Origin of the sequence: Flavobacterium marginilacus, from assembly GCF_026870155.1 — a bacterium.
In the GTDB taxonomy this organism is placed as follows: Bacteria; Bacteroidota; Bacteroidia; order Flavobacteriales; family Flavobacteriaceae; genus Flavobacterium; species Flavobacterium marginilacus.
In genome coordinates, this window is sequence record NZ_CP113975.1 from 1,339,689 (window position 1) to 1,351,777 (window position 12,089).

Genomic DNA, 12,089 nt, shown 5'->3' on the forward strand with positions numbered 1-12,089 from the left:
TTTTCATAATTGTTTTGTGTTTTTTGTTAATCGGTTTGCAGCATATTTGTTTATCAAAGAAGGCTGCCTAATAACTAGACAGCCTTTCTTCTGAAATAAAATCAAAAAAAACAATTATAAGGCATATGTTGTCATTCTAAAATTACTTGCTGCACTAGTAAAAGTGTAAATAGTATTAGAATAAGTTATTTTAAAGTTCTCCTTTTTTACATACAATCCTTTTGGATTGGTGAGTTCTGCATCAAGATCTTTTAAGAAAGCAACAGCTGCGGCAGATTGTGTCCATCCAGTATGCGTCAGGATTATGGTTTTATTAACGGCATCTTCTTTTGTAGTTACAAGATGTGATATAGTCGCTTTTCCGCCATTAAACTGATATTGTATATAAGTGCCGTTAACGGCATTGTTAAACACTATTTGTACTCTAGCAATTGATTGATTTGCTGGCAATGTAGCATTAACTTTGTTTACAAGAGTTTTAAATAAATCAGAATTTGTTGGAGCCGTATATAAGTTAGCTGCTATATATGCGTAAACGGATTGAGGCTGGCCGGGTAACAATTTTTTATAATCATCAGTCAGAACCAAAGGTTTACTTGAATATTTAATAGTTGCACTTACACCGTTTGTACCTGTTGCTGTAAAACTTCCGTCTGAGTCTTTGTATACAAAAACAGATAGCTTTTGACCTCCAACTTCTACCGCCGGGCTGACTACAATACCTGTCGGCGAATAACCAATCCCCATATCATAAGTTACAGAATAACCGGTTTCTACAGAATTTGCTTCGGCAAAACGAGTAACTTCAGAAAAAGTAAAATCGAATTGGTGAATTGTTTTGCCGTCATTAGTTTCAAGTAATCTGAAAAGAGGTCTTGACGGATCTCCAACCACATTATCAATCATATCTATATTTTTATGCAGATCTGTCCAGTCTTGAGCAGTTGCTTTTACAAAACGCAGTTCACCATTGACACCAGTATTTTCATTGACTCTATTGGTTTTAAAAATAATTTCGCCGTTTTCCTGGCCATAATATAAAAACTGAAAATCGCCAAGGTATCCTTTTGCCCGCAGTGCAGGAATAGGATAGTCATCAGAATCTGATAAAAGATGGATTCTGTTTTTGGTAGTAAATACTAAACTTACCGTACTTCCTAACTGAATTGCATATTCACTTTTATAGACATCAGTATCGTCATCAAAATCCGAAGCCATCTGTACAGTTCCGTCCTGTGCAAATTTGATTAAATGAGTGTAGCCTCCTAATACGGTATTGTCTGTAAAATAAACCACTTTCCAGCCGTTCTCTGAAGAAAGGAGAAGATCATTTAATTCTTTTTTCTGTGCATTCAGCCTTTCTGTTGGAGTCTGTTCAAATTTTTGCTCAGCATCTGTATTGGTACACGCTGCAAACAAGAGGGCAATAAATCCTATGATTAAATATTTGAATATATTTTGTGCTTTCATAATTATTGGTGTTTAATTAATTTATAACAGCATTCGTATTTTTTTCAGCTTCATCACGCAAAGCATAAAAATCCATATCAAAAGCATCTTTAAAATATTTTACAACTAATGCTTCTTTTGCTATTAGAGCAAAATATGCCGAATCACTTACAATGTTATTCAAAAAAGCAGCGTACTCAGCTTTTGAACTGATTAAAATAACAGATGCAGTTTCAGCAAAATCTTCATTAATATTAGATCTCGCATAACTAGTAATAAAACCTAATTCATTTGAAGAAGCGTTTGTATAATTGTACCAATCGGCTGTATATCCAACTGGAGTAATTGCCGCCCAGGCTTTTTCATCAAAAGGCTTATTCTGATTTAAAATATGGATATACTCGTGCTGAATAGTGTGTATAAACTCTTTTATGTTTGCACGGTCTGATTTGTCGATATAATCAGTTTCAAAAAGTGTTACGCGCTGTCCTCCTTCGGCTAGTCCAAGGGTTCTAGTACCTACACTGTTTAAATTAACTCCTCCAACCAAAACAATTTCCCTCGGAGCAATTTTTTTTACAAAATCTGTTCCTCCGATTGTTTTATAACTGTCAAGCCATATTTTTTGAACGATCTCAAGTGCTGGTTTGACACTGCTTACTAATGGCGGAAACAAATAACGGCTGTTGTCTACCGTATTTTGATTCCATTTATATTGGACATTTATATTGTATGGAGTCAGATAATTTACACCTATCCAATTGTCAAGTGCTGTTTTTATCGGCTGGTTATAATCAAGCTGGCTTTCACCTACCTGATCATCATTAGAACAAGAAGCAAGTGATGCCAGTGTTAAAAACAAAACTGCTATTTTACTATATTTTATTATTTTCATGATATTTTGCTTTTAAAGATTATCTAGGATTTAATTCGATACCGCTGTTTGATGCATGAAGAGGTATTTGTAAGGCTCTGCGATTATCATCTTTGACTAAAATATTGGTTGGTTTGTTATTAATTTCATGATTAACAACAATGTTGAAACGTTTTACATCGAACCATCTCATGCCTTCGTGTATAAAATCTCTGCGTCTAGCCTCGGCTATTGCTTTTATATAAGATGTCTGTACTGGAGTCATGGTGTAAAATGGCGTGTACTCATCAGCAATTACAGGATATTTTGCAACAACTTTAGCTTCTGTCAGTTTATCTGTCGCGGCGTTGTATCCTACTGTTCTAGTCGATAAAAAGTATTCTAATTCATCATTTGCTAAACTTATCTGTCCAGCCATAACATGAGCTTCTATACGATTTAAGAAAAACTCATCATTGCTTAGCAAAACTTCGGCTGCATAAGGTTCTCCAATTCCCGCTGTTACATTTGTATATTTGAAATACTCATAGAATTTAGGAAGAAATACGGTTATACTGCTATTGGATGAATAAAAATTAAACAGCCAGCTTTTTCCAAAAAGACTTGTGCTAGAGCCCAAAATTTCCTGATATCTGGCACCAGAAAGATGAAATCTGCTTTGGTAAGATGATCTTCTGATAATTGAATTTGCCGATACGATTAATAAATTTGTCTGAGCTGCACTGCTGGCATAGCTTACACGCTGTTCATCTACGCTCATTAAATCGTAGGAAGCAAAATCTCTTATTTTTCCAACTGCCGGTTTAGAACCTAAGTCTTTTGATAATTCAATTACTTTATTCCAATCTCCTTTTATTAAATAAAATCGGCTTGCAAATGCTTTAGCAGCTTCTTTATTAAAATGAAATTTGGGTTCTTTATACTCATTGGTTACATAAGGCAGACCTTCTTCAATATCTTTTTGAATAAAGTCAAATACTTCTTGAACTGTGTTTCGTTTGTATTGGGTAATCAGTTCGGTTTCTGGTTTTGTAACATAGGGAATACCAATAGTTGTGGCCGCATTAGCCGGGTTGTAACGTTTTGCCCAAAAAGAGACCAGCATAAAATGCGAATAGGCTCTAGCTAATAATGCCTCTCCTTTTTGAGGATTCAGACTGCTTGGGTTTCCTAGTTCATCAATTGCCTGCAGTGCTTTGTTAGCATGTGCAATAGCTCTGTAGCAGGCATCCCAATAGTAGGCCTGAGTATCAATATTGTTGGTTTCGGTTTGAATTTCCCAATTGTAGTTCTGTTCGTTTTTTGGTAATGTTTCCGGCAGACCGCTGTCAAATACATTATCAGACATTGTTTCAGCAATATCGAAATAACTCATTTGAGGGTAAGCATAGACTAAAATTTCTGAAATTTTATCAGGAGTATTTATTTCGGTTCTATTGTCGGGTTTTTCAGAAAGAAAATCATCACAACTGCTAAAGCCTGCAAGCATTAGAAGTAATAGTGTTATTTTTAAGTTTTTCATAATTTTATAATATTAAAATGAAAGGTTTATAGCAAAAGTATATTGAGTGGTAACCGGCATCGCAACACCTCCTGTATTGCGGAATTCAGGATCTTGTCCATTTAATTTTTTATCAGAATAAATCAGCCAAGGATTAACAGATGACCCTCTTAAAGTAAAGGTGCTCAGTCCTAATTTTTTCTTCAAATCTTTTGGAAACTCCCAGCTCAATGATATGTTTTTCAATCTTACGAAATCACCGTCTGCAATTCTAACATCTGAATAGTTATAAGTATTGTAAGCTCTTGCCAATGTTCTTGATCCTCCGTAATTCGAATTCAGACGTTTGTCTGCAATAACAGGAACATCAGTAAAATTTTCGTCACCAGGATTAATCCAGCGGTTAGTAAAATCTTTAGTAAAAACGGTTAAATCATCATAAGTACTGTCGTAAACTGGGTTTAGACGTACTTTGTTGCCACCGGATCCAACGAAAAAGACATATAATGACCAATCTTTATAGGTAAATGTATTTGCTAAACCAATAGATTTATTAGGCTCAATAGAACCTTCGTATTTTAAATATTTAGTAACATCCTGATTGTCCTGAAAATCAGCTCCTGTTATATTATCTGTTTCTCCTTCAGGCATTATAAAAGTTGGTAAACCCTGATTGTTTAGACCTGTAAATTGGTAAGAATAAATAGAATTTCTTGGGTGTCCAACAGTATTACCGCCATTGCCATCGATTAAATCAAAAGCAGTAGGCTTATTTTCTAATTTTGTGATTTCTTGATTATAAATCGAAAAATTTAATGTTGTTGACCATTTAAAGTCCTTGTTGTTAATGTTTTTTGTAGTAAAACCAACTTCAAGACCTTTGGTTTCCATATTTGCATTGTTACCTTGTTTTATTCTTTGTCCGCCAATTCCTGAAGTAATAACATAATCCACTAAATCAAATGCTTTTCTGCTGTAAACATCTGTTGTAAATTGAATTCTGTTATTGAACATTGCTAAATCAACACCTATATTAGTTTCAAACTGTTTCTCCCAAGTCAATGATCCATTTTGTAATTCATCAATCTGGATTCCAGTTTCTCTGTCATCAATATCAAAACGATCAGTAATATAACTTTTGTAAATTGCCAATGAGTTTGTTGCTGGGCCAGCCGTTGCAGTAAGTCCGTAGGAACCTCTTAGGCTTAAATTGTCTACTGATGAAAGATTCTTCATGAAATTTTCTTCGGAAAGATTCCATTTTCCGCTAAAAGTGTAAGTAGGAAGCCATCTCGAAGAACCGCTGTCTCCCTGTCTGTTTGATCCGTCATAACGGCCAGTTACAGAAGCAGTGTAGCGGCGGTCATAAGTGTATCCAACTTTACCAAAGAAACCTACCGTTCTTTCTTTTTCTACATTAAATCCATAATAGGAATCTCCTCCGTTGATTACTTTTTCAATAATTCTTGGATCGGTAAAAGCGGTAAGACCTCTGTCATACTGAAGTCCGGCTGCAGTAAAATTATCGCTGTTTCTGTCTACAACGCGCATCTCAGTCCCGAAGAAGCCTTCTAATTCATGTTTTTCGTTGAAAATATCTCTGTAAGATATACTGTTTCTAAGATTATACGAAGTCATATCATTCGTGAATTTTCTCAGGAAACCGCCATTTGGCAGCACCGAAACTTTAGGAGCCGTCAGATCATCAGGATCTTGGTATAAAAAGATATTCTCATCTCTAACCAATGTGTTGACACCATCTTCGCCATCAGGAGTTCCAGCTTTGTAAGCACCTACAACATTTGAATTTTCCAATATTTTATGCTGACGGCTTGTATTCGCATAACGGCCTGATCCTGTTAGATTATAGTTAAGTTTTGAGTTAATTTTATAATCTAAATCCAATTGAAAACGAATGTCTTTAACATCAATTTCCATATAATTGTTTTTCAACTCATTTAGGATATTCATTGAAGCCCAATTGTTTCGATAGTATTCTAAATTACCATTATCGTCATAAGGTCTTAATGTTCTGCTGGTATTTAAAACATAATTAAAAGGATTGATGTCAAAATCTCTGGTAACTTTTCCAAAAACTTCGTCTTTTTCACTTTCATAACTTCCAGGAGCCTTTTGATTACGGACAGAAGCCAGAGTAGATAAGGTTATGTTTAATTTATCATTTACAAAAAATGTCCCTTTGATGTTTGATGATAATTGGTTTACCTGATCGGCAATAGTCCATCCCGGATCATTGTAATAACCCAATGAAGCATAGAAAGTGTTGTTTTTACCGCCTCCGGCAAAACTCAAAGAGTGATTTTGTGTAATTGACGGTCTAAAAAGAACTTCGAACCAATCAGTATTGGCCAATTCATATTTTTTTAGAAAATTGTTACGGCTTACAGGGTCATTGTTTACTAAATAACCGCCAGTTTCCGGAACATATGTATTGATAGCTCTTCCTAAAATATTATATGCGCCTCCATATCTTCCATTTACCGTTGTTGGTAAATCCAAATATCCTTTAGCTTCCATTTCTTTAAAAATACTCATCGACTCCTGAGAATTTAAAATGTCATATTGTCCATAATTTGGTACTGTTCTAAGGGATTGCTCTAATGAGTATGTTATTTTTAATGGAGAATCTCTCCTTCCTTGTCTGGTAGTTACAACAACAACACCGTTAAGAGATCGTGATCCGTAAATTGAAGTTGCAGATGCATCTTTAAGAATTTCGATACTCTGAATGTCGTTTGCGTTTAAACCTGCGATTGATGAACTCAGTAAAGTCTCTGAGTTTCCTGAAGCGAGATCAGCAAATGAAAGATTGATAATATCTTCCTGCACCACACCGTCAATAACCCACAGCGGTTTTGTATCTCCGAAAATGGATGAAGATCCGCGGACCGTAATTTTTGGTGCAGTACCAAAAGTTCCTGTAACGTTTTGTACTGTTACCCCGGCAGCTTTACCTTCGATCATTCGGCTTACATCAACTACTCCGTCTACCTTTAATTCTTTGTCACTAATTTTACTCGTAGCTCCGGTAAAAGTTCTTTTTGAGGTTTTTTCATATCCGGTAGTAATGACAACTTCGTTAAGATTTAGTCCTAATTGAGATAAGGTTATAGTCATAAAGTCAGCTGTGGCATCAACTTCTTTCGTTTTCATACCAATATAGCTAATTATTATTTTGGTACTTCCAGAAGGTACTTCTATAGAGAAAGTTCCGTCAAAATCTGTTAATGTTGAAACTTTAGTGCCTTTTACAAGTACTGATGCTCCTGGCAGAGGACTTCCGCTATTGTCGATTACTTTACCTTTAACAATGATAGATGCGATCAAATTAAAATTTAAAGATTCTAAAAGATTAAAATCTGCAAGTTCTTTAGCAGGTATAGTCTGCAGAATAATCTGATTGCTTATTTCTGAGTAACTGATATTTAAAGGTAAAAGTATTTCGTTTAAGACACTGGAGAGCATCTCATCTTCAGCATTAATGTTCACTTTCTGGTTAAGCTGAGTTATCCTTGAATTATATGAAAATTTTACAGAAGCTAATTTTTCAAGTTTAGATAATGCTTTGGATAAACTCACGTTTGTAATCGAAGCGGTGACTTTTGTATCTAGTTTTTTCTGTCCTTTGACGCTGTTCGCCATTACAACAGTAGAAAAGACAAAAGCCAGTACAATCTGAAAGAGTGTTATTTTCATGATTCGATAGAGTAATCGTTGTTTGACAACAGGTTTTTTCATAATTTTGGTTTTGTTTTGATTAATACTTTTTAAACGGGTGTTCTGAAAAACTTACCAAAAATGCTTTTTACAGAAAGCTTTTTGATACTAACTCAGCGTCAAATGTGTTACAGCATATTTGGCGCTTTTTTTTTAAAATATTTTTTCTACATAGGCTTGATTTTTAATTGCATCCTTCGGACGTTATGATAATTTTGTTTCCATTCATTTCGTAACTGGTATTATTTCCAATGCTTTTACAGATAATCTTTAATTTTTCTGGCAAAGGCTGGTCGATCAATGAAGTAGTCAAGTGACAGTTTTTTAATTTTTCTTTTGGAAAATCGATTTCTATCTCGTAGGCCTGCTCGATTGTCTTGAATATGTGGCTGACAGGCGTGTCTGTAAAATCAAAACTCAATTGTTCTATGGTTTTTGCAGACTGTTTCAGGACAATATCTTTGGTAACATCTGTTATTTTATCAAATTTGGCAGTTTCTCTTACGAAGCGTACAGCTTCATTCGGTAATAAAACCACCTCTTCAGATGAGGCTTTGGCAGTCAGAGTATTCGAGTGAACTTTTACTTTTCCCGTGCGGACCACCACTTCAACATTTGGCTGGTTTTCAAATGCGCAGATTCTAAAACTAGTTCCTACGACTTTGGTAACAGTTTCATTCGCAAAAACAAAAAATGGTTTTCTTTTATTTTTACTTATTTCAAAAAAAGCTTCACCTGATAAATACACTTTTCGTTCATTTCCGCTAAAAGTTTTCGGATAACTCAATTTGCTTTTGGGCTGTAATAAAACAGAGCTTCCATCAGAAAGCGTTATGATCTGAGGATTTTTGGAGTTATTTGTTTCTTCAACTAATCCTTCTTTATTTTCTATAAGGAGTTCTTTATAGATAGGATTGTTATCTGTTAAATGAAAATAATTGGTATACGCCCATGAAAAAGCTAGTCCTATTACCAAAACGGCAGCCGCAGATCTAAACCAATTGTTATTCCAGATTTTAGTTTTTGGATTTTGTGTTCTTTTAAGAGCAGCTTCTTTGAGTGCGATTTTTTTCCAGGTATTTTCTAAAGCCGATTCCACAGTTGCGGCTAACATCTGCGGTTTTTCGACTTTGGTAGCAAGAATCCATAAACGGGCTTCTTCTACTAATTTTGCTCTTTCGGGACTTTCAAGTGTCCAATTCTCCCAGTTGGAATTGTTTTTATTCTGCAGAATCCATTGACGAAAGGAATCATCACCTAAAAAGTCTTCTGCCCGAGTATATTTGTTTCGCTTTTGCATCTTTATAATAAGGGTTACAAAAGCAATAAGGACAAGTCTTTTATTATATACTCATCTAATTATGATTTTTTTTTAAATATTTAAAAAAATATCTTAAAAGTCTAGATGGATGAAGAAGCCAGAAGTAAAATGATTGAAATATTCTCTTTCCAGTCATTGCGCAATTTCTGTATTCCTCTAAATAGAATGTTGCTCGCAGACTGGTAATTCACTGACATTATTTCGGCAATCTGCTCTACCGATAACTGCTGATGGTAACGCAGATACAAAGCTTCTTTTTGTCTTGGAGGCAGGTTGTTGATAAGGGTATTGAGCTGTAATACCTTTTCGGCTGTAATTTCGTCATCGATTAATTGCTGTTCGATAGAGAAATCAAATAGAAATTCAGTAGTTTCTGTATTTTTCTTTTTCGTGAAAAAAGGATCGCGCTGGTACAGCCGTGCTATTCTTTTGCGGACACTTGATAATAAATAAGCTTTGATAATAACGTCTGATGAAAGCGATTCCCGATACACCCAAATATCTGTAAAAACATCCTGAACGCAATCTTGTACTCTATCATCATAAGAACACAAAGAATTGCCATAACGTACTAAATCTGAATAGTATTTTTCAAAAAGTGTTGAAAAAGCTTTTTCATCACCAGCTTTCAAATTATTCCACAAAGTGAAATCATCTAAAATGTAAATATGTTTACGCTGTGTTTTCAAAATTAATTTGAGGCTATTGGATTATTAAGTAATAGTTAATTTTTTGTAATTTTACGTTTTATTTAACAAATTACCAAGTTTTTGTTCTTTTTGAGTGTCGATTTATGTATTTGGCAAAATGGAGTCCCATTTTTTTCATTGTTTAAATAAAATTAAGGTTTAAATATTAAAAACAAATATTTGCCACATTCAAAAATAAGATTCATTTTTACATCCTATTTTCTAAAAAAAAACTATATCAAAATCGGATGAAACATGACCAGAATAAAAAGAACTCGTTAAAACATGTTCTTTTTGGCAGCCTGATAGGCACCACAATCGAATTTTTTGACTTTTATATTTATGCCAATGCAGCAGTATTGGTTTTTCCGCAATTATTTTTTCCAAGTGCAGATGCTACTATGGCAACTTTGCAGTCTTTGGCAACTTTTTCCATAGCATTTATTTCCCGTCCGCTGGGGTCCGCTTTTTTTGGACATTATGGAGACAAAATTGGGCGTAAATTTACCTTGGTAGCAGCTTTGCTGACGATGGGAATATCGACTGTAACTATTGGGTTTTTGCCAGGTTATGCCAGTATTGGCGTTGTGGCTCCTTTATTATTAATGCTGTGCCGATTTGGTCAGGGTGTAGGACTTGGAGGCGAGTGGGGAGGAGCTGTTTTATTAGCAATTGAAAATGCACCGCCAAATAAACGCGCTTGGTACGGAATGTTTCCGCAATTGGGGGCGCCAATCGGTCTGCTGCTTTCGGGAGGGACTTTTCTGTTGTTAACCGACTTGATGAGCAGTCAGGATTTTATGGATTATGGCTGGAGAATTCCTTTTATTGCCAGCTCACTTTTGGTGGTGGTAGGTTTTTATATCCGAACTAAAATTACTGAGACTCCTTCTTTCGAGAATTCAAAAAAAGAACACGAAGAAGTTAAAATTCCTTTTCTTGCATTGGTTAAATCCTATAAAAACCAACTGCTTTTCGGAACATTAGCATCTATTACCACTTTCTTGGTGTTTTATTTAATGACCGTATTTACATTGAGCTGGGCAACATCCGATTTGGGTTTTGAGAAAAGAGATTTCTTATTGTTCCAGCTGTTTTCGGTGTTGTTTTTTGCTCTGTTTATTCCAGTTTCAGCTGTAGTTGCTGATAAAATCGGGAGGCGCAAAATGCTTATTATTGCTACAACTTCCATTGCCGTTTTTGGATTTTTCTTTTCCTATTTTTTAAATTCAGGAAACACAGTAATGGTAACTTTCTTTCTATGCGCAGGAATGGCTTTGATGGGATTCACTTACGGACCTTTGGGAACTTTTTTATCGGAATTATTTCCTACAACTGTTCGTTATTCAGGAGCGTCATTAACTTTCAATATGGCCGGAATTATTGGAGCGGCTTTTGCACCTATGATTGCTATCTGGCTGGCATCAACTTATAGTTTGACTTATGTTGGTTTTTATTTGACGTTTGCGGCTTGTATTTCTTTGTTCGCTTTGTTGGCAATTAGTAAAAAGGAACACAAATTTTAGGTTAACTAAGGATAAAGTATATTAAAGAGCTGCGAAAATGTTTTGCAGCTCTTTTTTGTTTTTATAGATTTTATAAATAAAATTTGGCTGTTCAAGAATATGTTTAGACATTTGTCTAAATATATAAATACTTTAAATTATGAACGACATATTTAAAGCATTGAATGATGCCACTCGAAGAGAAATACTGGATCTTTTGAAAACAAAGGATTTATCTGCAGGTGAAATTGCTGATAAGTTCAATATGTCGAAGCCGAGTATTTCTCATCATTTGGATATTTTAAAACGTGCCGATTTGATTACTGCCGAAAAATCAGGACAATTTATTTTCTATTCTCTCAATACGACCATTATGGAAGATGTATTGCAGTGGATACTAACCTTTAAAAAATAAAATAATGAACTTAACTTTCAGAAAAGAACTGCCTATCATTGGAATTGTTTTGTTACCTTTTGTTTATTTAGCTTTTATTTGGAATTCATTGCCCGAAAAAGTCCCGACACATTGGAATTACAAAGGCGAAATTGATCATTGGGGAGATAAATTTTCGCTGATTGGACTGCTGTTTATGCTCCCCGTTTTAACGTATGTTTTACTGCTTGCAGCACCAAAAATTGATCCCAAAAAACGCATTGCTTTAATGGGGGGCAAGTTTCATCAGCTGAAATTTTTTCTTGTTCTGTGCATGTCTTTATTGGCATTGTCTATTATATATATTACCAAGAACCAGTCTTTTTCAAGTCCTAATTTAATACCGGTCTTAACAGGAGTCTTATTTTTGGTACTGGGTAATTATTTCAAAGTAATTCAGCCTAATTATTTTATAGGAATACGGACACCATGGACTTTAGAAAGCAATGAAGTCTGGAAGCTTACCCATAATTTTGCGGGTAAACTTTGGGTTATTGGGGGATTTGCAGTCGTATTGGGAGGATTGATTTTAGAAAATAATTATTTCAATATAGCTTAGATTCAAGTAATAAATGCAAC

At 34.8% G+C, this 12,089-nt stretch carries 9 protein-coding genes; 3 read left to right on the forward strand and 6 right to left on the reverse strand.

Translation table 11 applies throughout. The annotated features are described in order from the left end of the window. Positions 1-114: 114 nt before the first annotated feature. From OZP07_RS05950 to OZP07_RS05975, 6 genes are all read right to left on the reverse strand, one after another. Positions 115-1,470: a DUF4302 domain-containing protein gene (locus tag OZP07_RS05950; protein WP_281637628.1), complete on the reverse strand. Its 1,356-nt coding sequence runs from the start codon at positions 1,468-1,470 to the stop codon at positions 115-117. Between the two features lie 16 nt (positions 1,471-1,486). Further along, positions 1,487-2,344, reverse strand: a complete 858-nt coding sequence (locus tag OZP07_RS05955; RefSeq protein WP_281637629.1) for a substrate import-associated zinc metallohydrolase lipoprotein — start codon at positions 2,342-2,344, stop codon at positions 1,487-1,489. 19 nt (positions 2,345-2,363) lie between these two features. After that, positions 2,364-3,845, reverse strand: a complete 1,482-nt coding sequence (locus OZP07_RS05960; RefSeq protein ID WP_281637630.1) for a RagB/SusD family nutrient uptake outer membrane protein — start codon at positions 3,843-3,845, stop codon at positions 2,364-2,366. Positions 3,846-3,857: 12 nt separating this feature from the next. Further along, positions 3,858-7,583, reverse strand: a complete 3,726-nt coding sequence (locus OZP07_RS05965) for a SusC/RagA family TonB-linked outer membrane protein (protein WP_281637631.1) — start codon at positions 7,581-7,583, stop codon at positions 3,858-3,860. A gap of 163 nt (positions 7,584-7,746) precedes the next feature. Beyond that, complete coding sequence (locus tag OZP07_RS05970; protein ID WP_281637632.1) at positions 7,747-8,862, reverse strand: FecR family protein; 1,116 nt, start codon at positions 8,860-8,862, stop codon at positions 7,747-7,749. A gap of 101 nt (positions 8,863-8,963) precedes the next feature. Then, positions 8,964-9,572 (reverse strand): RNA polymerase sigma factor, encoded by a 609-nt coding sequence (locus tag OZP07_RS05975; RefSeq protein ID WP_281637633.1) that lies wholly within the window; start codon positions 9,570-9,572, stop codon positions 8,964-8,966. A gap of 248 nt (positions 9,573-9,820) precedes the next feature. On the opposite strand from OZP07_RS05975, the gene OZP07_RS05980 reads away from it, so the two are divergent. From OZP07_RS05980 to OZP07_RS05990, 3 genes are all read left to right on the forward strand, one after another. Next, positions 9,821-11,098 carry an MFS transporter gene (locus OZP07_RS05980; RefSeq protein ID WP_281637634.1) on the forward strand — a complete coding sequence of 426 codons (1,278 nt, stop codon included), beginning with the start codon at positions 9,821-9,823 and terminating at the stop codon, positions 11,096-11,098. 139 nt (positions 11,099-11,237) lie between these two features. After that, entirely contained in the window at positions 11,238-11,492 is a 255-nt protein-coding gene (locus OZP07_RS05985; RefSeq protein WP_194642583.1) for an autorepressor SdpR family transcription factor, read from the forward strand. A gap of 4 nt (positions 11,493-11,496) precedes the next feature. After that, positions 11,497-12,069 carry an SdpI family protein gene (locus tag OZP07_RS05990; RefSeq protein WP_281637635.1) on the forward strand — a complete coding sequence of 191 codons (573 nt, stop codon included), beginning with the start codon at positions 11,497-11,499 and terminating at the stop codon, positions 12,067-12,069. The last annotated feature ends 20 nt before the right edge of the window (positions 12,070-12,089 follow it).

Excerpts from the sequence above, each read along its gene's own strand:
- OZP07_RS05950 (WP_281637628.1), bottom strand. The coding sequence starts at position 1,470 with ATGAAAGCACAAAATATATTCAAATATTTAATCATAGGATTTATTGCC.
- OZP07_RS05955 (WP_281637629.1), bottom strand. The coding sequence starts at position 2,344 with ATGAAAATAATAAAATATAGTAAAATAGCAGTTTTGTTTTTAACACTG.
- OZP07_RS05960 (WP_281637630.1), bottom strand. The coding sequence starts at position 3,845 with ATGAAAAACTTAAAAATAACACTATTACTTCTAATGCTTGCAGGCTTT.
- OZP07_RS05965 (WP_281637631.1), bottom strand. The coding sequence starts at position 7,583 with ATGAAAAAACCTGTTGTCAAACAACGATTACTCTATCGAATCATGAAA.
- OZP07_RS05970 (WP_281637632.1), bottom strand. The coding sequence starts at position 8,862 with ATGCAAAAGCGAAACAAATATACTCGGGCAGAAGACTTTTTAGGTGAT.
- OZP07_RS05980 (WP_281637634.1), top strand. The coding sequence starts at position 9,821 with ATGAAACATGACCAGAATAAAAAGAACTCGTTAAAACATGTTCTTTTT.
- OZP07_RS05985 (WP_194642583.1), top strand. The coding sequence starts at position 11,238 with ATGAACGACATATTTAAAGCATTGAATGATGCCACTCGAAGAGAAATA.
- OZP07_RS05990 (WP_281637635.1), top strand. The coding sequence starts at position 11,497 with ATGAACTTAACTTTCAGAAAAGAACTGCCTATCATTGGAATTGTTTTG.